Genomic DNA, 19,586 nt, shown 5'->3' with positions numbered 1-19,586 from the left:
TCAATATAGCTTTCATGAATACTTTTAATGTGAAGATGGCCGTCCGATGAAAATAAAAAGCACCAGAGCGATAATCCTGTTGGTGGTGATCTGTTTGGGATTACTGCTGCTGGGTTATCAAAAAGTACAGCATTTTGCCAACCAGCCATTGGCGATTACGCAAGAGACCATTTTTAAGCTGCCGGCGGGTACCGGGCGGGTGGCATTGGAGAATTTGCTGCAACGTGATCACCTGATTAAAAATACCCGCTTATTTCCTTGGCTACTGCGTATCGAACCTGAACTGGCTAAATTCAAAGCGGGGACTTACCGCTTTACCCCCGGAATGACGGTGCGCGAGATGTTGCAACTGCTGGCCAGCGGCAAAGAGGCACAATTTACCGTGCGCTTTGTTGAAGGCAAACGGCTGCGTGACTGGATGGATGAGCTGCAACAATCAAAATATGTGAAGCAGGTGCTGGAGGGCAAGAGTGATGCAGAGATCGCGACCTTGCTGGGGCTGAAAGAGAGTGAGCACCCCGAAGGCTGGCTCTATCCAGATACCTACTCCTACACTGCTGGCACCACGGATCTTACATTGCTTAAACGCGCCCACGTGAAGATGAAGAGCACGGTTGATGAAATCTGGCAAGGGCGCGATAAATCATTGCCTTATAAGACGCCGGGCGAACTGGTCACGATGGCGTCTATCATCGAAAAAGAGACTGCGGTAAATGAAGAGCGGACCAAAGTGGCATCGGTATTTATCAACCGCCTGCGCATGGGGATGCGGCTGCAAACCGACCCGACGGTCATCTATGGTATGGGGGAGAATTATAACGGCAACATTAGTCGTAAAGACTTAGAAACCCCGACGCCTTATAATACCTACGTTATTTCCGGTCTGCCGCCGACCCCCATTGCGATGCCGGGGTTGGCATCCTTGACTGCTGCTGCCCATCCGGCCAACACTGCCTACCTCTATTTTGTGGCAGATGGTAAGGGCGGGCATACATTTACCACCAATTTAGCCAGTCATAACCAAGCGGTGCGGGTTTATCGCCAATCGCTAAAGGATAAAAATGAACAGTAAATTTATCGTTATTGAGGGGCTTGAAGGGGCAGGGAAAACCACCGCCAGAGAGACTGTGGTTGCCACGCTACGTGCCCAGGGGATTAACGATATTGTCTTTACCCGCGAGCCGGGAGGGACGCCGCTGGCAGAGAAGCTGCGTGATTTGATTAAGCAAGGCATCGATGGCGAAGTTTTGACAGATAAAGCAGAAGTGTTGATGCTGTATGCCGCGCGCGTGCAACTGGTTGAAAACGTGATCAAACCTGCACTAGCCCGTGGCAGTTGGGTGGTGGGTGATCGCCATGATTTATCGTCGCAGGCCTATCAGGGCGGGGGGCGGGGCATTGATAGCCAGCTGATGACCTCATTGCGTGCTACGGTTCTGGGCGATTTTCGCCCTGATCTGACGCTATATCTGGATTTACCGCCGACAGTTGGTCTCGCCCGCGCCCGTGCTCGTGGCGAGTTGGATCGTATTGAACAAGAGTCACTGGCCTTTTTCGAGCGCACCCGTGCGCGCTATCTTGCCCTGGCTGCTGCTGACTCAAGCATCAAAACCATTGATGCTTCACAGCCGCTAGAACAGGTGAGCGAATCTATCAGCCAGGTGCTGAGCCAATGGCTGGCTGGCCAGGAAACCTTGTAATGAAATGGTATCCTTGGTTAACGGGGCCTTATCGTCAGTTGATAGGGCAGCACATCGCCGGGCGTGGGCACCATGCGTTACTGCTGCACGCGTTGCCCGGTAATGGCGAAGAGGCGCTGATTTATGGCCTCAGCCGTTGGTTGATGTGTCAGCAACGCCAGGGTGAGAAAAGCTGCGGCGAATGCCACAGCTGCCGTTTGATGTTGGCGGGTAATCACCCTGACTGGTATGTGCTGGCAGCGGAAAAAGGTAAAAGTAGCATCGGGGTTGAACTGGTGCGCCAGCAGATCGAGAAGCTTTACTCTCATGCGCAGCAAGGTGGGGCCAAAGTGGTGTGGTTACCTCACGCCGAACAGCTGACAGATGCAGCTGCCAATGCCTTGCTGAAAACACTGGAAGAGCCGCCAGAGAAAACCTATTTTCTACTCGATTGCCACCAACCGGCGAGCTTGCTAGCCACCTTACGTAGCCGCTGTTTTTACTGGTATCTGGCGTGCCCGGAGACGGCACTCAGTCTGCAATGGCTGCAACGCCAGCTTCAAGCTGAACCTGTTGCGGCACTGGCGGCGCTTAAATTGAGTGAAGGCGCACCGCTGGCGGCAGAGCGTCTGCTGCAACCGGAGCGCTGGACTATCCGAATCACCCTATGTGACGCGCTCAGTAGCGCATTAAGTCATTCGGATCTACTGTCGCTATTACCGCAATTGAACCATGACGATGCGGCTGAGCGCTTACAGTGGATCGCTTCGCTGCTACTGGACGCCTTGAAGTGGCAGCAGGGCGCGAGTGAGTTTGTGGTGAACCGGGATCAATTACCCCTGCTGCAACAGCTGGCACAGGCGGCTACCACGCCGGCATTACTACAATCGGCTCAGCAGCTAGCCCATTGTCGTCATCAATTATTAACTGTGGTCGGTGTCAACCGTGAATTGTTACTCACCGAGCAATTGCTCAACTGGGAAACCGCACTCTCCAGTGGCACCTATTCCACTCTATCTTCGTTGTAAATGGGTTTAATATTATGTTGTTAGTCGATTCACACTGCCATCTTGATAGCCTTGATTACCAGACGTTGCACCGCAGCGTTGATGATGTATTAGCCAAAGCGAATGCGCGGGATGTGGGCTTTGTGCTGGCGGTTGCCACCACTTTACCGGGTTTTTCAGCCATGACAGCACTGATTGGCGAACGCAAAGATGTGGCATTCTCATGTGGTGTTCATCCACTTAATCTTGACGGTGGCTATGATTTTCAGCAGTTGAGAGAGCTGGCGGCGGCAGACAATGTGGTCGCCATGGGTGAGACGGGGCTGGATTACTTTTATCAGCAAGATAATATCCCGCTGCAACAAGCCTCCTTTCGTGAGCATATTCGTATCGGCCGTGAATTGAACAAACCGGTTATCGTGCATACCCGTGATGCGCGCGAAGATACCCTCGCCATTTTACGTGACGAGCAAGCTCAAGATTGTGGTGGCGTTTTACATTGCTTTACAGAAGACAAAGCGACCGCCGCCACTCTGTTGGACTTGGGTTTTTATATCTCTTTCTCGGGGATCCTCACCTTCCGCAATGCAGAACAGCTGCGTGACGTTGCCCGCTATGTGCCGCTGGATAGGTTGTTGGTAGAGACGGATTCACCTTATCTGGCACCGGTTCCTCATCGTGGTAAAGAGAACCAACCCGCCTATGTCCGTGATGTCGCAGAGTATATGGCGGTATTGAAAGGCGTGAGTATTGAATCTCTGGCCGAAGCCACCACAGACAACTTCTGTCGACTGTTTCATCTGGAACCATCGCGACTCGCCAGTGAAAAGCGCTAACTTCCTTAATAATACTTTTTTTTAAGCTCGTAATTAATCGCCGAAACGAGTAATGTTCTCACCCGATTTATTGGGTGAGGGCAGGTATTATTGACGTTTTTTTACAAAAAATGTACGGTTTTAAGCAAAATCAGCGCTTTCTTGAAAGAAACGTGACTGCCATCAAACATTAAGCAGGCTATTTATTTTACTCTTCGTAAAAATTAAAGGGGTGCTTTAGACACTCTTATTCGCAAAGGCTTACTCCCCCCTTTGTAACGCCAATAAACGCGAGAAAAAGCAGAAAAAAGCACTATTACTCAGGAGCTCACTCACTATGTTTAAAAACGCATTTGCAAACCTGCAAAAGGTAGGTAAATCGCTAATGCTACCGGTATCCGTCTTACCCATCGCAGGTATTCTGCTGGGTGTCGGTTCCGCGAATTTTAGCTGGCTACCAACGGTAGTCTCTCACGTAATGGCAGAAGCGGGCGGTTCCGTTTTTGCTAACATGGCATTAATCTTTGCTATTGGCGTTGCACTTGGCTTTACCAATAACGACGGTGTATCCGCGTTGGCGGCAGTTGTTGCTTACGGCATCATGGTGAAAACCATGGCTGTGGTAGCACCACTGGTCTTGCATCTGCCAGCAGAAGAGATTGCTGCTAAGCATTTAGCTGATACCGGGGTATTGGGCGGGATCATCGCAGGTGCGATAGCCGCCTACATGTTTAACCGCTTCTACCGTATTCAGTTACCTGAATATCTGGGCTTCTTTGCGGGTAAACGTTTCGTTCCGATTATCTCTGGTTTCACCGCGATCTTCGTGGGCGTGATTTTGTCTTTCGTATGGCCACCAATCGGTACGGCTATCCAGACATTCTCCCAGTGGGCTGCTTATCAGAACTCCGTTGTCGCGTTTGGTATCTACGGCGTGGTTGAACGTGCGTTAGTACCATTCGGTCTGCACCATATCTGGAACGTACCATTCCAAATGCAAATTGGTGAGTACACCAATGCTGCGGGTCAGGTATTCCACGGTGACATTCCACGTTATATGGCGGGTGACCCAACTGCGGGTAAACTCTCTGGTGGTTTCCTGTTCAAAATGTACGGTTTGCCAGCGGCAGCGATTGCGATTTGGCACTCAGCTAAACCGGAAAACCGGGCAAAAGTGGGCGGGATTATGATCTCCGCAGCACTGACCTCATTCCTGACCGGTATCACCGAGCCAATCGAATTCTCCTTCATGTTCGTGGCGCCAATTTTGTATGTTATCCATGCAATTCTGGCCGGTCTGGCGTTCCCAATCTGTATCCTGCTTGGGATGCGTGACGGTACTAGCTTCTCCCACGGCTTGATCGACTTCATCGTACTGAGCGGCAACAGCAGCCGTATCTGGCTGTTCCCTCTGGTAGGTATCTGCTACGGTCTGGTGTACTACACCATCTTCCGTGTGCTGATTGCCAAACTGGATCTGAAAACACCAGGCCGTGAAGACTCTTCTACTGAACAAACGACACAGAGCGGCACAGAAATGTCAGCGGCACTGGTTAACGCGTTTGGCGGTAAAGAGAACATCACTAACCTAGATGCATGTATTACCCGTCTGCGTGTTAGCGTGGCGGATATATCTAAGGTTGACCAGGCTGGTCTGAAGAAGCTGGGTGCTGCGGGCGTTGTGGTCGCCGGCTCTGGTGTTCAGGCTATCTTCGGGACAAAATCTGATAACCTGAAAACAGATATGGACGAGTATATTCGTAACCATTAATTCAGGCTAGGGGAGTGCAAAAGGGGGGCTTATGCCTCCCTTTTTTTGTGTTTTACGCGCGTTCTAAAACGGCTTTATAAGCAACTGCTGACCAGGGAAATCAATTACCATGGCGAATTGGTGAAGGAAGTTATTGCCGATTACTCCATCGGCATCCATCTGCTTGAATGATCCGTCTAATAATACTGCATTCAGTTTTATCCCCTCGGCACCCATTTCGCTAAGCTGAAACGCCGAAGCTACACAGCCCTCAATGTCTCCTTCAATGCGTACTTCTGCCAGCACGGCGCGGCAGGGAATATCAGTCACAGGGCGACTAAGCCGCTCTTTCCAAAAAACCGAGAAGGTGGCACCAGTATCCAACACCATGTTGTACTGTTTTTTATCTTGCGAGACTTTAATTTTAATCCCTTCTTGGGTGAGTCGCAGCGGTAATGAGAGCCAACCATCAGCTATATTGATGCCCAACTCTTGAGTATTATCAGCAACGGAGATGCGCTGGTTTTTGTAATCTAACATCACTGACTTTTCTTTAAATAAGCCCAAACCAATGACCATTGAGTCGGGGAGGCTGCTGTCAGGGGTGAGAGTTAGCCCCCAAGGGGTAAATGAAACCCCTTTGACATCCTTAAATGTCATGCCATTAATTGAGACTTGGGGGATGTGAAACTTATCATTAAAAGAGACGTTGCCAGCCAGATCGATAGCGCGATGCTTTTCTGCATCAATGACTAATTCGGGGAGTTGAGCCATAACCTCTTCCGTTAAATGCAGGCCAGTGTTGGAGCCTGTATCAATTGAAAATGTCTGGCGCATGCCGTTGATGTCAATTTTGACCAAGGGGTTCGAGGTTTTATCCCACTCAAAGGGCATATGCATGACTTTCTCTGCTGCGGTAGCATTGAGGGCCGCCAGTGAGAGGAGAGAGGTTAAGAGAGTCATTGTGATAGCTATAATATGTTTATTCAATGACATGATGTTTTCTTTCAGTAAAAAGTGCATGAGGAGTTTCCTTTTCCTTTTCAGTGTTGGTGCTGAGGTCAAATACCCGGTCCGCCATCGCTATCATTGACGGACGGTGGGCAACAAAAATGCGGGTGATTTTTAACGCGCGTATCGAATCATTAATTCGGGCTTCATTATCGATATCCAGATCACTGGTCGCTTCGTCGAGAAATAGTATTCGCGGGCGTTTGTACAAGGCGCGGGCCAGAGAGATACGCTGCCGCTGCCCACCGGACAACGCACTGCCCATATCACCGACCATGGTTTCATATTTCATTGGCATGGCTTCAATCTCAGAATGAATTGAAGCAAGACGAGCACACTCAAACACCCATTCGCTATCTGGATGAATATCAAATGAACTGATGTTATCCAGCAAAGACCCCGCAAAGAGTCGGTCTTCTTGTAAGACGTAGGCGATATGTTTACGGTAGGCCTCGAGGCCCAATCGCCGCACATCTATGCCATCCAATAATATGGTGCCGCTCTCTTGCGGGGCTAACCCCCCCATGGTTTTAAGCAGTGTTGATTTACCACAACCCGATGGCCCGACGATGGCGATACTTTCTCCCGCCTTGATAGACAGAGAGATATTCTCAAATACCGCAGGTTCGCCATCACCATAGCGATAGCTCAGCTCTTTTACGTCAATAGTGCCAGCGAGGGGGGTGGGCATGACTAAATTCATCTCACCCTCATCAGATTCAGGTGGGGTAAGTGCCACTTCAGAGAGGCGCTCACTGTGCATATCAATCAAACGGAGTTTGATTATTGAGTCAACCACGCTAATGGTTCGGGTGATGTACATATCCGAATAAATTAAGAATGCGAATAGCATACCGGTGGTCATGGTGCCTACATCAATCAGCTTCGCGCCCAACCACAGTACCATTGCGGAAGATATCCCGATTAACAGCAGCCCTACCGTCTGTGTCGCCAGATCTATTTTAAAAAGGTAGATCTTTGCATTGGCTTCATCGACAACCAGATTGAGCCAATCGGAACGCCGACGTTCTGCTAAATTAAAAATTTTAACGCCATTGATACCGCGTACTGTTTCAAGGAAGTGCGAATGTTGTTTCGCTTCGTGAGCAATAGCTTCAAGGTTGGCAGAGCGGTAGGCGCGAAAAAGACAGAATTTTATGGTGGCATAGATGCAGGATAGAGACACAACCGCTGCCGTAAGGTAGCCATTGTAGACCGACATTAAAAAGAGCAGTCCAATCACCACCACAATATCCAGCAGTGATGCAACCATCTCCGCAGTAAAAGCATCTTGCACCACCGAGAGCGAGTTAAAGCGCGACGACACATCACCAATATGCCGTTTTTCGAAATAGGAAGCCGGTAGTCGAAGCAAATGGCTAAAAAGCCCTGAGCTCCATTGGAGACCCAACGAGTACTTAACAGACATCAACGTCCAGGAACGAACCAAACTGAGTAACGCTCGGAAGATTAATAGGGCAACAATCCCCCAGACGATGAGTGTGACCAGATTGATATCGCCAGATCGTAAGGCCATATCGACAGTGAATTGAATCGCCATCGGCACTGCCATGGTCAGAAGTTCAATGGCAAATGAGAGGGCTAATACATGTGCTAGTGCCCGCGACAATCCAGACACGTTTTTGAACATGTCCAGCAGTCGAATGACCTGTTTTTCAGTACGCCGCTGAAAGCGCTGATTAGGCCAAATCTCAAGGGCGATGCCGGTAAAGTGTTGAGATAACTCCGTAATAGAGATTCGTCTCTCACCTTTTGCTGGATCATGAATGATGGCCCCGTGGCGAGAGAATTTCTTTAGCACCACAAAATGGTTAAACGACCAATGCAAAATACAGGGGGTTTTTAGCTGAGGGACGGCGTCTAAATCAGCACGCACCGGGCGTGACCCCAATGATAGCCGATCAGCCAGTACGATGAGATCCCGTAGCGACATGCCCTTTAGCGACACTTGATAGTGTTTGCGCAGTGCCTGGAGATCGATGTTAAGGCCATAATAGCCCGCAACCATCGCCATACAGGCCAGCCCGCACTCCGTGGCTTCTGTTTGCATCACCACCGGCAGGCGTTGGCGCAGCGCTTCAAAGTAGCCCTTCATTGTGCTGGCGATCATACGGCATCTCCCACTTCACTTCTCGTCGTGCTGAGAGTGCTTTTGAGGGGGGAGAGTAGCCATTGGTAAAGAGGACGTTTTCTGATGAAAATATCTGTTTCAACACCAATCCCCGGCTGCAGCGGGTAGGTTTCTCCGGCTAATAATACCCCATCACTCTTGGGGCTGATGCGTATTTGGAAATACTTTAATGGAGATGGAGAGTGATGAGTCTGCACCCCATTTGCGGCTAAAGCCCTTTCGCTGGCGGCGCTGGAAATTGCGGTGGTAGAGATTGAAGTAACAGTACCGTCGTATTGCCCAAACCATTGGTATGGGTAGGCGTCGAAGCGCAGCCTTACTGTCTGGCCCTCACGTAACTCGCCAATGGCGTCGGTGGCAGCAAAAATCTCCACCTCGGCCCGCCCTGATGTTGGCACCACACTGGCTAACTCTTGTGTTGCCCGAATATTGTTGCCAGTTAGCCCGGTGATGCCAGTTAATACACCATCGATTGGCGCAGTGATATACAACTCCCGCCGCTCTTCCGTAGAGACTAAATCTTGATCCAACTGGGCAGTTTGTCGATGCAGCCCCTCCAAGGTAGCGGCAAGTTCGCTATGGATTGCGGCTAACCGTGCTTGTATGCTGACGACTTCCGCCTGTAGCTTGACCTTTTCCCGCCGGAGGGTTTTGAGTTGAACCGAGGCGCTATAATACTCAGATAGGCGTGCCATATGCTCTGTCTCAAGGGCAATTCCCTGACGAACTAACTTTTTAAAGTGCTCTGCTTTTGCCAATAACCATGAAGTTTGCTGTGCGGATTTGGCAATCAAATCGTCCATTTTTTGCTGCTCGGTCTCTTTGTTTGCCAGCAGTTGACGAAGAAAGTTTTGCTCAGTATCTGCCGCCGCAGATTTCAGCGTGATCTCCCGCTCAATAGTGACTTTCTGCGACTTTAGTGCGGCACTCATTTCATGACTCGTCGCGCCATACTCGGTTTGCGTCTCCCGGTTAACAATAAAAATTACCTCACCGGCACGAACCGCTTTTCCTTCTTCAGCAAAGCTACGGACAATCACGCCATCGTGGGTAGCGGTGATCCGCGCCACCGCAGGTTGGTGAACCACGGTGCCCGTAAGGCGCGCTCTCTGTGTGTAAGTCCCCACCACCATGAAGGTTACCAGGCTAACAATAAACACCAGCGCTATCATTGCCCAAATAGAGGCACCCATCGGTGTCATCACTTGCGGGCTGCCTAACCAATAGTGAGATCGATGCGCTATCGCCTCTTGTCTGAAAATAGGGTGTATATTGACCAATTTGTGGGCGCTCCTTCAGCATTTAGCCAAAATCTGTTGGTGACAAAAAACTATTGGCTAATGGCTGCCATAATGCGCTCTTCTTTGATGCCCATATTGAGCAAGTGAGCAGATGCACGGCTCAGGAAACTTCTCATGGAGTAGCAATAAACAGATTTACGGTTGAAGCGCTCTTCGGGGGAAAAACGATTCATAATGCGGCCACCGGCGCAGACATTTTCCCAAATGCAGCCTGTGCATTCGGTGGGTAAGGATTTCCCAATAGATACATATTCTTGAAATTGCGGACTATTTATTACATCAGAGAGGTTAATTTCAGAAACATGACCAATCGCATTGAAAATTCTGTCTGATGTAGACCGTAAGGTATCATCCACACGAATCAAACCATCTGAACCGACAGTGCAGGCATAGGTCCCTGTGACCTCGGGCGTGTGACCCAAAACACCAACTTTTTTTGCGCCGAGAAGAGTAGCAATATGTGTTTGAAAGAGGCGGACAAAAATCTTGGGGTTATCATCTTTCATCCATTCGTCTAATGCCTCGTTAAGAAAGCGCCCCATGCTGACGGGATCTGCGTAGGTATCGTTGTATGCGTCGTCGGGTATCAGAATGTCAAAACCATAGACACCAAGGTCATCCACGAAATGCCGATAGATTTCAGCCCCATTCGCCTGAGGATTTGCAACACATAAAATGCCCGGTTCTGCCTGAAGTCGTCCCTGCTTATAGGCATTTTGCAGCATACGCAAACCACGTACCGTGCCCTCGTAGGTACTGCGCCCTTTGGTGTCCAAGCGATGTCTGTCATTAATATGTTTAGGGCCGTCAATTGAGATACTGACGTATACTAAATACTGTTCAAATAACGAGATCCACTCATCATCAATAAGCGTTCCATTAGTTTGTAATGCAAGACTGATATTCGAACGGCCATAGTCAGCTGTCGTGAGTTGATCACACATGCTGGCAAAATTCTCTTTTTTCATCAATAGCGGTTCCCCGCCATGGAAATCAATTTGTAGGGTGGCAATGTCATATTCCAGACAAGCTCGCTGTAAAAAATAGACCAATTGTTCAATGTTTTTATTGGAGATTCTGGCTGGGCTATTATCAGCGATTGAGTTTCCCTTATTGAATACGTAACAATAGTCACAGTTGATATTACAGCGCTCACTTATTTTTAATATAATTTCAAGGTGCTGAATGCTTTTTTTACTTGATATATTGACCATGAGGCTACACTCCTCCCAGCGTTAATAAATATGTCTGGGCTGTAGAGTTAATAAGTAAAAAATAGGGGCCACCAATGGCAGCCCGCATATGATTAAAAATTAGAATGCTCTTCCCCACCGAGCAAAAGCATTTATCCACCCGCCAGCTATCTGCTCAAGGACATCTTCTGCCAAGCGCTGAGGGTGATTCCGTTTAGCTTCGCTAACATTAACGACAGTTTTTGTTGCCATGATCTCTTTTTTCAAACTAGACATAATTAATCCCTCCATTGATGATAAAAACCAAGAGATAATTTCTTGGGCTTTTCAGTTAAGGAAAGTATTATTGCGCGAGTCTTTATTTTTGCTTATGGGAATATATCACATGTATATCTTAATTCTATAATTCAGTGCAATTACACGCTCTCCTACTTCCCTTGAGTTAAAACTATCACTGAATATATCGTCGTGTCAAAGGAGATAACTATTTTTATTATCGCGATATGGCGCGGTAATATTAATTAAGTGAATTCGTTATGTTAGGCTTTCAATTTAAGTAGTTGGCTATTTCTGTATGATAAATATAATTTAATCACTTATCATATTTAAGTGGGATGAAATTGATAATTATCGGTACCAAGATAACTATTTTGCACCATAAGCGCTATCGCCCGGTGATGACTCCGCCTATATTTATCACCAGGCCGCAATCTAAGCCGATACTCTTTCAATGAGTAAATGACGTTAGTGCACCCCTTTACGTAGGTTGCAACTATTCCGGCTCCAGCCAGGTGGTTTGGAAATCAAACCAGCCTAGATTATTTAGGTGCGCGCCCTGCGCCTGTTCGGCGGCTTTTATTTAGGCGCAACCCTTTTGACGATGATATTTGAGGCAATAAGATGACTCGCTACCTAAACAAAGATACCCAAGTCTGTATCTCTCTGGCCGCCAGACCCAGCAACTTCGGCACCCGCTTTCATAACTTTTTGTATGATGCGCTCGATCTCGATTACCTCTATAAGGCCTTCACCACCACGGATTTGGCTGCGGCCATTGGTGGCGTGCGGGCGCTTGGGTTCCGGGGGTGCGCCATTTCAATGCCATTTAAAGAGGCGGTTATCCCGCTGGTGGATGAGATGGCCCCATCAGCCGCAGCAATTAATTCGGTTAATACTTTGGTTAACACTGATGGCTATTTGACGGCGTACAACACTGACTATCTCGCCATCGCGCAATTGCTACAGACCTATCAGGTGCCGAGCGATAAAGTTTTTGCGCTACGTGGCAGTGGGGGGATGGCGAAGGCGGTGGCGTTTGCCCTCAAAAATGCCGGTTTTAAGCAGGGCTTTATCATTGCAACCAATGAAAGAACCGGTAAGCAATTAGCTGAGCAGTCGGGCTACCGCTATCGCCCTGATATGCAAGGGGTTCAGGCCGATATGCTCATCAATGCTACGCCAGTGGGTATGGCTGGGGGCAAAGAGGCGGACAACATGGCTTTCACTGAAAATGAAGTTAACCATGCAGATACCATTTTTGATGTGGTGGCGCTGCCGGCGATTACCCCACTGATCCGTTATGCCAAAATGCAAGGAAAAACGGTGATTACCGGTGCTGAAGTATTTGCCATTCAAGCGGTTGAGCAATTTGTGCTGTATACCGGCATTCGTCCTGATCCGGCTTTGTTTGAAAAAGCGGCGGCTTATGCCCGCGGCTGATGATTGAGGTTGAAATCAATAGAATTTGTCGCTCATACTACGCATTCCCCATTTTTATCATGATTAAGGAAATGCGTTATGGCCGAAGAAACGATTTTCAGCAAAATTATCCGCCGTGAAATCCCTGCCGACGTGGTTTATCAGGATGAACTGGTGACCGCGTTTCGTGATATTGCCCCACAGGCACCCACCCATATCTTAATCATTCCCAACATTCTTATTCCTACCGTGAATGATGTCACCGCTGAGCACGAAGCAACATTAGGTCGCATGATCACGGTAGCTGCTAAACTTGCAGAGCAGGAGGGCATTGCTGAAGATGGCTATCGCCTGATTATCAATTGCAACCGCCATGCCGGGCAGGTTGTCTACCATATCCACATGCATTTGGTCGGTGGTCGTGATTTGGGTTCGTTGCTGTCGCATAAGTAATTAACTTTATACCCTAAATAAGAGGTAAGCCTATGCGCCGTGTGAAGGCGTTTTTATTACCGGTGATTGCGTGCGCAAGTATCGCGACCCTGCTGGGGTGCAGCAGCCCGAAGGGGATTGCGGTCAATCAACAGCAAACCGTAGTAATGGATTCATCGGTACTGACGGCGGGCATTTTGGCTTCTCAACCTGCAATATCAACCTCTTCTGGCAACAATGTTGTGCGCTCAGTTATCTCTAATAGCCAGAATAAGCCGGTAAAAATCAACTATCGCTTTTATTGGTATGATGCGCAGGGCCTGGAGGTCGAGCCACTCGAAGCGCCGCGCATTCTGATGATTGCGCCAGGGGATGAGGTGGCGGTTCAATCAGTGAATAATAATTTTAATGCGCAAAATGCGCGCCTCTATTTATTTTTATAACGCGCTTCTAGCTATTTTTATAATAGTTCAGCCGCTATTGGAGTGGGACAATGAAAAGGTATTTATCTGTGGCGCTAGCGGCACTTGTGCTGACGGGGTGTATTACTAAGCCACCTGTTGAGCCAACCACACCGCCAGTCACCATTGAGCCGGTCACACCACCTGTCATCGAGACGCCACCGCCGGTCGACACCGTGCCGCAGCCGCCGAAAGTACAGCAATCTATCGACTGGGCCGCCAGTGTAGAACCTTTAGTCGCGCAAATGGTCAACAGCAAAGATGTGGCGAATGGCAGCATTTTGCTACTCGATAGCGTCAAAAATAACACCAACGGCGCGTTGCAGATGGCGAAAGCCACCACCGCACTGCATCAGGTGCTGACATCAAATAAGAAATTTGTGTTGATCTCGCCGCAGCAATTAGCTGTCGCCAGGCAAACACTGGGCTTATCGGACGAGGATAGCCTGGGGTCGCGCAGCAAAGCGATTGGTTTGGCCCGTTATGTCAGTGCACAGTATGTGTTGTACAGCGATGTTAGCGGCGATGTGAAGTCCCCGACCATTGAAATGCAGTTGATGCAGGCGCAAACCGGCGAAATCATCTGGTCAGGTCATGGCCCAGTCCAGCGCTGATCCCGCCCTACATGCACTGATTGAGAGCATCAATCCGGCGGTGAAAATCGCCGATTATCAGATTAGCCCTGTCTCCGGTCTGACCGGTGAAAGCTGGCGCATTACTGCGGCGAACATTGATTGGCTGGCGCGTGAGCAGTCAATGCAGAAAATGCAACTGGGGGTGAATCGGCGGCGAGAGCGCAAGCTGTTGCGTCATGTCGCTGGCAGCGATTTATCTCCGGTCGCTATTGCCGCAAATCCGCACTGGCTGGTGGTCAATTGGCTCCAAGGTGACGTTGTCACTGATGCGCAATTCATTGAATTATCGAATAATGGTAAGTTGGCGCAGCTGTTGGCTCGTCTCCATTATCTACCCGCCAGTGGTTATCGTCTGGATTTGCGCGGCCAGTTAATCCGCTATGGCAATCTGATTGATCCCGCCCGCCGCACTCCGGGTTGGCTGCGGCTCCAACAAGATTTTCTGCGCAAAGCGCAACCGCAACCAATAAAACTGGCTCCCTTGCATATGGATATTCATCCCGGCAATCTCTTAATCACCACCACTGGGCTGAAACTGATTGATTGGGAGTATGCCGCTGATGGTGATATTGCGCTGGATATTGCGGCCCTGTTTCGTGGCAATAACTGGTCGCAGTCACAGCAGCAGACTTTTTTGCAGCACTATTGTGGCGGTGAACATGGTGGCGGTGGCTACCATGACATTACCGCTCTCGCGCGTCAGATACAGCGCTGGCTGCCGTGGATTGACTACCTGATGCTGATGTGGTTTGAAGTTCGCTGGCAGCAGACGGGGGATAGCGCATTTCTACAATGGGCCGCGCCGCTACGTCAGCGATTTAATCTGTCTTTTTGATTTTTACTTTAAAGTTATGGGGTTATCGTGGGTCCAGTGATGATAGACGTTGCCAGCTATGAGCTGGATGCAGAAGAGCGTGAGATTTTAAAACACCCGCTGGTGGGTGGCCTGATTTTGTTTAGCCGTAATTATCATGATGCTGAGCAGTTGCGTGAGTTAGTGCGCCAAATCAGGGCCGCCTCCCATGATCGGCTGGTGGTGGCGGTTGATCAGGAGGGGGGGCGGGTGCAGCGTTTTCGTGATGGCTTTACCCGCCTGCCTGCGGCCCAGTCGTTTGCGGCGATCAATGATCCCGTCACGGCGGCGCAGTTGGCGCAAGAAGCGGGCTGGCTAATGGCGGCAGAGATGACCTCAATGGATATCGACATCAGCTTCGCGCCGGTGTTGGATATTGGTCATGTCAGTGCCGCCATTGGTGAGCGCTCGTTCCACAGTGATCCGCAGCAAGCTCTGCATATGGCCGAGTGCTTTATCCGAGGGATGCATAGCGCGGGGATGAAGACCACAGGCAAGCACTTCCCCGGTCACGGCGCGGTCACGGCGGACTCACATAAAGAGACGCCACGTGATAATCGACCACTGGCAGAAATCCGTACTCATGATATGGTTATATTTCGCGAACTGATCGCGCGCGGGTTGCTGGATGCCATCATGCCCGCTCACGTGATTTATACTGAAGCCGATGCCCGCCCGGCAAGTGGCTCGCCTTACTGGCTTCAGCAGATATTGCGCCAAGAGCTAGGTTTCAATGGCATCATTTTCTCCGATGATCTCTCGATGGAGGGGGCGGCGATTATGGGCAGTTACGCCGAGCGCGGACAGGCATCTTTGGATGCAGGGTGCGATATGATTTTGGTGTGCAATAACCGTCAGGGGGCAGTCAGTGTGCTAGATAACCTCTCTCCGGTCAAAGCAGATTCACTGACGCGATTGTACCATTCTGGGCAGTTAAGCCGTCAGGCGTTGATGGCGTCATCACGCTGGCAGCAGGCAAATAGGGCGTTGACGGCACTCAGTGAGCGCTGGGATGCACATAAGAGCTTCTAAGTTAAGTCGCGAGGATAAATATGATCGTCTATCTACATGGTTTTGATTCCAACAGCCCCGGTAATCACGAGAAAGTCCTGCAACTGCAATTCATTGATCCGGATGTGCGTTTTATCAGTTACAGCACTTTGCATCCTCGCCATGATATGCAGCATTTACTGAAAGAGGTGGATAAAGCCATCCAGCAGGGCGGCGATGCTAAATCACTGATTTGCGGCGTCGGCTTGGGGGGGTTTTGGGCTGAGCGTATCGGCTTCCTGTGTGGAGTTCGTCAGGTGGTGTTCAATCCCAATCTCTACCCACAGAATAATATGAGTGGCAAAATTGACCGCCCGGAAGAGTATGTCGATATTGCCAGCAAATGCATCAATAACTTCCGCGAGAAAAACCGCGATCGTTGCCTGGTGGTGCTCTCTCGCCATGATGAAATGCTTGATAGCAAGCTGACGGCCAGTGATCTGCACCCCTATTATGAGATTGTCTGGGATGAGAAACAGAGTCACAAATTTAAGGATCTGTCGCCGCACCTTCAGCGCGTCAAGGCGTTTAAAACGCTGGGGTAGTATGAGGGATGGAGTGACCTAAAACTCCAGGTTAATGCCGCTTAATGTTAATGATGAGTTAATTGTAGAACTAATGACTCACGATTAGCTGGCTTGGAAAGAGTAGCTGACGTGCTTTTTTCAGGCCATTTTTATGGCGAATAACATCAAAATAGCTCTTCCCGTGTTGGCAATTAGCAAAGTTCTAAATTGTGACGAAATGCTAACTATTTGAATCCTATTCCAGAAAAAATCTGCCGCTGCCACTTTAATCAAAAAAAGTTGATATATATCAATTTTGGTATGACCAAATAACCCTGCATGATATTCTGGCTACAGATTATTGATTTAGCATCAGCGAACCCTATGTTATCTAAGGATATTATTCATTTACCCTTAGCTAACAATTGGTTCACATTTAGGGGGTCATTTTGACAACGCCGAAGAAAAAAATCGTTATTATTGGTGGTGGTGCCGGCGGTCTTGAGCTGGCAACAAGTCTGGGTCACAAGCTAGGCCGCAGTAAAAAAGCCGAAATAGTTTTGGTCGATCGTAACCATAGCCATTTGTGGAAACCGCTGTTGCATGAGGTGGCAACCGGCTCTCTGGATGATGGCGTCGATGCGCTGAGCTATCTGGCTCATGCCCGTAACCACTTCTTTAATTTCCAGTTGGGTTCCTTAACTGACATCAACCGTGAAACCAAAACCCTCAGTTTGGCGGAGATTTGCGACGAACACGGCGATGTGCTGGTGACGCAACGTGAATTAACCTATGACATTTTGGTGATGGCGCTGGGTAGCACCTCGAACGATTTCGGCACGCCGGGGGTGAAAGAGAACTGCATCTTCCTGGATAACCCGCATCAGGCGCACCGTTTCCATAATGAGATGCTCAACCTGTTCCTGAAATACTCCGCGCAACCGGGTGAGAAGGGCAAAGTGAACATCGCCATTGTGGGTGGTGGTGCTACCGGTGTGGAGCTATCTGCTGAGCTACATAATGCGGTGAAACAGCTGCACAGCTACGGTTTTGAAGGTTTGGATAACCAGGCGCTGAATGTAACACTGGTTGAAGCGGGTGAGCGTATTCTGCCGGCCCTGCCGCCACGCATTTCGGCTGCTGCGCATCAAGAGCTGATTAAGTTGGGTGTCCGTGTATTGACCAAAACTATGGTAACCAGCGCTGACGAAAACGGCCTGAATACCAAAGAGGGCGAGTACATTAACGCCGATCTGATGGTCTGGGCCGCAGGGATTAAAGCGCCGGACTTTATGAAAGATATCGCCGGGCTGGAGACCAACCGCATTAACCAGTTGGTGGTTGAACCGACACTGCAAACGACCCGTGATCCGAATATCTTTGCCATCGGCGACTGTGCCTCTTGTCCGCAGCCAAATGGCGGTTTTGTGCCGCCGCGCGCGCAGTCAGCACATCAGATGGCCAGCCGTTGTTACAGCAACATTCTGGCACTGCTCAATGACCAGCCGCTGAAGCCGTACATCTACAAAGACCACGGCTCACTGGTTTCACTGTCGAAATTCAGCACCGTTGGCAGCTTGATGGGCAACCTGATGCGTGGCTCCATGATGGTCGAGGGCCGTGTTGCTCGAGTGGTCTACATCTCGCTCTATCGTATGCATCAAGTGGCACTGCATGGTTACACTAAGACAGGCCTTATGATGCTGGTGGGTGGGATTAATCGGGTGATTAGACCGCGCCTTAAGCTCCACTAAATTCCTTGTCCTCGCAGCAGGATTAGCTGTAATACCAATGGCTTTTAGGTCTGTTCTGCTCAATAGAAACCGCTGCTATTTTATTATGGTGGCGGTTTTTTTTGATCTTAAGCAACGCACGTAAAGCTAAAAAAATGCGCAGGTAATGTTAAATCATCAGCATAAAATTTCGCATTAACATGGCCTATCAGTCGGATTCCTCCTAAACACATTCATTCACACCTATTATCTGGATGTTTAGTCCATTTATCTTATTGCTAGGTCTACGCACATTGTGCAGACTTCATCGGTCTACTGAGTTAAGACGGCGAGTCACGCACGCCGTACTCCGGTGATCAGGGTTCAGCCCTCAAAGCCAGACGCTGCCAGATTTTCTGTTTATTACATGGAATTCTGGGGCAGAAGATGCGTGGTAACACTTTCAGGAGGATTTCCTGTGAACAAATCAATGTTAGCAGGTGTGGGTATCGGTATTGCGGCCGCTCTGGGAATTGCCGCTGTCGCGAGTATGAATGTATTCTCCGGCGCACCGCAATATGCACAAGTTCTTGCCGCAACGCCGATTAAAGAGACTATCAAAACGCCGCGTAAAGAGTGCCGCGATGTGACTGTCACTCACCGTAAACCGGTGCAGGATGAGAACCAAATCGCGGGTTCAGTGTTAGGTGCCGTTGCGGGTGGCGTTCTGGGCCATCAGGTAGGCGGTGGCCGTGGTAAAGATATCGCCACTGTTGCAGGTGCCTTGGCAGGTGGCTATGCCGGTAACCGCGTGCAAAATAACATGCAGGAAAATGATACTTATACGACCACCCAACAACGTTGCCAAACGGTTTACGACAAGTCACAGAAGATGCTGGGATATGACGTAACCTACAAAATTGGCGATCAACAGGGAAAAATTCGTATGGATCGTGATCCAGGCACGCAGATCCCAATCGATAAAAATGGTCAACTGATACTGAACGACCGAGCATAATACAAAATCTGTTGTCCAAGACCTTGTACCAAGAACCCGCGATATAGTGCTAATTCTGATCGCTTAACGTAATTTTTAGCCAATTGATACTCAAAGTTATTGGGGTTGCAGGTAGGCAGCAAATGAATGACAAATCGGTGAAAACCGATTTGAACAGCATTTATGCTAGCCCGTAGGGTGAGCCTCTTTGAGGCTCATTAATCCCGATGAGCTTACTCAAGTAAGTGATTCGGGTGAGTGAGTGTAGCTAACACCCCTGCGGCGCCAGGCACGAAGAGTATAACAGTTTAGCGAGTGGCATTAGCATTAACGC

At 49.3% G+C, this 19,586-nt stretch carries 19 protein-coding genes; 14 read left to right on the top strand and 5 right to left on the bottom strand.

All coding sequences use genetic code 11. From position 1 onward, the window contains the following. Positions 1-46 precede the first annotated feature (46 nt). The 5 genes from mltG (at position 47) to ptsG (ending at position 5,272) form a co-directional block, all read left to right on the top strand. Positions 47-1,072, top strand: a complete 1,026-nt coding sequence (gene mltG / locus HRK25_RS17580; RefSeq protein ID WP_005273047.1) for an endolytic transglycosylase MltG — start codon at positions 47-49, stop codon at positions 1,070-1,072. Further along, on the top strand, positions 1,062-1,700 hold the full coding sequence (gene tmk, locus HRK25_RS17575) for a dTMP kinase (RefSeq protein ID WP_032897379.1): 639 nt from the start codon (positions 1,062-1,064) through the stop codon (positions 1,698-1,700). Before mltG ends, tmk begins: the two co-directional genes overlap by 11 nt. Further along, entirely contained in the window at positions 1,700-2,707 is a 1,008-nt protein-coding gene (gene holB, locus HRK25_RS17570) for a DNA polymerase III subunit delta' (RefSeq protein ID WP_005273050.1), read from the top strand. Before tmk ends, holB begins: the two co-directional genes overlap by 1 nt. A 14-nt stretch (positions 2,708-2,721) precedes the next feature. Beyond that, positions 2,722-3,522, top strand: coding sequence for a metal-dependent hydrolase (locus tag HRK25_RS17565; protein ID WP_005273053.1), 801 nt, complete (start codon positions 2,722-2,724; stop codon positions 3,520-3,522). Positions 3,523-3,838: 316 nt separating this feature from the next. Further along, the gene (gene ptsG / locus HRK25_RS17560; RefSeq protein ID WP_005273056.1) at positions 3,839-5,272 is read left to right on the top strand and encodes a PTS glucose transporter subunit IIBC; all 1,434 of its coding nucleotides are present in this window, start codon (positions 3,839-3,841) and stop codon (positions 5,270-5,272) included. Between the two features lie 63 nt (positions 5,273-5,335). Here ptsG and HRK25_RS17555 read toward each other — a convergent pair whose 3' ends face one another. From HRK25_RS17555 to xyeA, 5 genes are all read right to left on the bottom strand, one after another. Continuing rightward, entirely contained in the window at positions 5,336-6,274 is a 939-nt protein-coding gene (locus HRK25_RS17555; protein ID WP_032897383.1) for a pepsin/retropepsin-like aspartic protease family protein, read from the bottom strand. After that, positions 6,234-8,390 carry a peptidase domain-containing ABC transporter gene (locus HRK25_RS17550; protein WP_390898810.1) on the bottom strand — a complete coding sequence of 719 codons (2,157 nt, stop codon included), beginning with the start codon at positions 8,388-8,390 and terminating at the stop codon, positions 6,234-6,236. Before HRK25_RS17550 ends, HRK25_RS17555 begins: the two co-directional genes overlap by 41 nt. After that, positions 8,390-9,694 carry an HlyD family secretion protein gene (locus HRK25_RS17545; RefSeq protein WP_032897388.1) on the bottom strand — a complete coding sequence of 435 codons (1,305 nt, stop codon included), beginning with the start codon at positions 9,692-9,694 and terminating at the stop codon, positions 8,390-8,392. Before HRK25_RS17545 ends, HRK25_RS17550 begins: the two co-directional genes overlap by 1 nt. 50 nt (positions 9,695-9,744) lie before the next feature. Further along, positions 9,745-10,929 carry a cyclophane-forming radical SAM/SPASM peptide maturase XyeB gene (gene xyeB, locus HRK25_RS17540; protein ID WP_005273069.1) on the bottom strand — a complete coding sequence of 395 codons (1,185 nt, stop codon included), beginning with the start codon at positions 10,927-10,929 and terminating at the stop codon, positions 9,745-9,747. A 99-nt stretch (positions 10,930-11,028) separates the two neighbouring features. After that, entirely contained in the window at positions 11,029-11,184 is a 156-nt protein-coding gene (xyeA, locus tag HRK25_RS17535) for a XyeA family cyclophane-containing RiPP triceptide (protein ID WP_071984901.1), read from the bottom strand. A gap of 624 nt (positions 11,185-11,808) precedes the next feature. Between xyeA and HRK25_RS17530 the strand changes: the two genes are divergently transcribed. From HRK25_RS17530 to HRK25_RS17490, 9 genes are all read left to right on the top strand, one after another. Continuing rightward, positions 11,809-12,627 (top strand): shikimate 5-dehydrogenase, encoded by an 819-nt coding sequence (locus HRK25_RS17530; protein WP_005273077.1) that lies wholly within the window; start codon positions 11,809-11,811, stop codon positions 12,625-12,627. 78 nt (positions 12,628-12,705) lie between these two features. Further along, on the top strand, positions 12,706-13,059 hold the full coding sequence (gene hinT / locus HRK25_RS17525) for a purine nucleoside phosphoramidase (RefSeq protein ID WP_005273079.1): 354 nt from the start codon (positions 12,706-12,708) through the stop codon (positions 13,057-13,059). 32 nt (positions 13,060-13,091) lie between these two features. Next, complete coding sequence (locus HRK25_RS17520; protein WP_005273082.1) at positions 13,092-13,481, top strand: YcfL family putative periplasmic lipoprotein; 390 nt, start codon at positions 13,092-13,094, stop codon at positions 13,479-13,481. Positions 13,482-13,531: 50 nt separating this feature from the next. Next, entirely contained in the window at positions 13,532-14,113 is a 582-nt protein-coding gene (lpoB, locus tag HRK25_RS17515; protein ID WP_032897392.1) for a penicillin-binding protein activator LpoB, read from the top strand. Next, complete coding sequence (gene thiK, locus HRK25_RS17510; protein WP_099460625.1) at positions 14,094-14,969, top strand: thiamine kinase; 876 nt, start codon at positions 14,094-14,096, stop codon at positions 14,967-14,969. Before lpoB ends, thiK begins: the two co-directional genes overlap by 20 nt. A gap of 27 nt (positions 14,970-14,996) precedes the next feature. Then, a complete protein-coding gene (gene nagZ, locus HRK25_RS17505) occupies positions 14,997-16,019 on the top strand; it encodes a beta-N-acetylhexosaminidase (protein ID WP_032897395.1) in 1,023 nt (340 codons plus the stop codon). A 20-nt stretch (positions 16,020-16,039) separates the two neighbouring features. Beyond that, a complete protein-coding gene (ycfP, locus tag HRK25_RS17500; RefSeq protein ID WP_005273093.1) occupies positions 16,040-16,582 on the top strand; it encodes an alpha/beta hydrolase YcfP in 543 nt (180 codons plus the stop codon). A gap of 410 nt (positions 16,583-16,992) precedes the next feature. Then, positions 16,993-18,297 (top strand): NAD(P)/FAD-dependent oxidoreductase, encoded by a 1,305-nt coding sequence (locus tag HRK25_RS17495; RefSeq protein WP_005273096.1) that lies wholly within the window; start codon positions 16,993-16,995, stop codon positions 18,295-18,297. Positions 18,298-18,733: 436 nt separating this feature from the next. After that, positions 18,734-19,273, top strand: coding sequence for a glycine zipper 2TM domain-containing protein (locus HRK25_RS17490; RefSeq protein ID WP_005273099.1), 540 nt, complete (start codon positions 18,734-18,736; stop codon positions 19,271-19,273). Positions 19,274-19,586: the final 313 nt, after the last annotated feature.

Origin of the sequence: Yersinia bercovieri ATCC 43970 (assembly GCF_013282745.1) — a bacterium.
GTDB classification, from domain to species: Bacteria; Pseudomonadota; Gammaproteobacteria; order Enterobacterales; family Enterobacteriaceae; genus Yersinia; species Yersinia bercovieri.
The sequence above is the reverse complement of the archived record's forward strand: the minus strand, read 5'-3'. Positions and strand labels throughout refer to the sequence as shown.

What these genes read in the sequence shown, in the direction of transcription:
- mltG (WP_005273047.1), top strand. Translation starts at nt 47, where the DNA reads ATGAAAATAAAAAGCACCAGAGCGATAATCCTGTTGGTGGTGATCTGT.
- tmk (WP_032897379.1), top strand. Translation starts at nt 1,062, where the DNA reads ATGAACAGTAAATTTATCGTTATTGAGGGGCTTGAAGGGGCAGGGAAA.
- holB (WP_005273050.1), top strand. Translation starts at nt 1,700, where the DNA reads ATGAAATGGTATCCTTGGTTAACGGGGCCTTATCGTCAGTTGATAGGG.
- HRK25_RS17565 (WP_005273053.1), top strand. Translation starts at nt 2,722, where the DNA reads ATGTTGTTAGTCGATTCACACTGCCATCTTGATAGCCTTGATTACCAG.
- ptsG (WP_005273056.1), top strand. Translation starts at nt 3,839, where the DNA reads ATGTTTAAAAACGCATTTGCAAACCTGCAAAAGGTAGGTAAATCGCTA.
- HRK25_RS17555 (WP_032897383.1), bottom strand. Translation starts at nt 6,274, where the DNA reads ATGCACTTTTTACTGAAAGAAAACATCATGTCATTGAATAAACATATT.
- xyeB (WP_005273069.1), bottom strand. Translation starts at nt 10,929, where the DNA reads ATGGTCAATATATCAAGTAAAAAAAGCATTCAGCACCTTGAAATTATA.
- xyeA (WP_071984901.1), bottom strand. Translation starts at nt 11,184, where the DNA reads ATGTCTAGTTTGAAAAAAGAGATCATGGCAACAAAAACTGTCGTTAAT.
- HRK25_RS17530 (WP_005273077.1), top strand. Translation starts at nt 11,809, where the DNA reads ATGACTCGCTACCTAAACAAAGATACCCAAGTCTGTATCTCTCTGGCC.
- hinT (WP_005273079.1), top strand. Translation starts at nt 12,706, where the DNA reads ATGGCCGAAGAAACGATTTTCAGCAAAATTATCCGCCGTGAAATCCCT.
- HRK25_RS17520 (WP_005273082.1), top strand. Translation starts at nt 13,092, where the DNA reads ATGCGCCGTGTGAAGGCGTTTTTATTACCGGTGATTGCGTGCGCAAGT.
- lpoB (WP_032897392.1), top strand. Translation starts at nt 13,532, where the DNA reads ATGAAAAGGTATTTATCTGTGGCGCTAGCGGCACTTGTGCTGACGGGG.
- thiK (WP_099460625.1), top strand. Translation starts at nt 14,094, where the DNA reads ATGGCCCAGTCCAGCGCTGATCCCGCCCTACATGCACTGATTGAGAGC.
- ycfP (WP_005273093.1), top strand. Translation starts at nt 16,040, where the DNA reads ATGATCGTCTATCTACATGGTTTTGATTCCAACAGCCCCGGTAATCAC.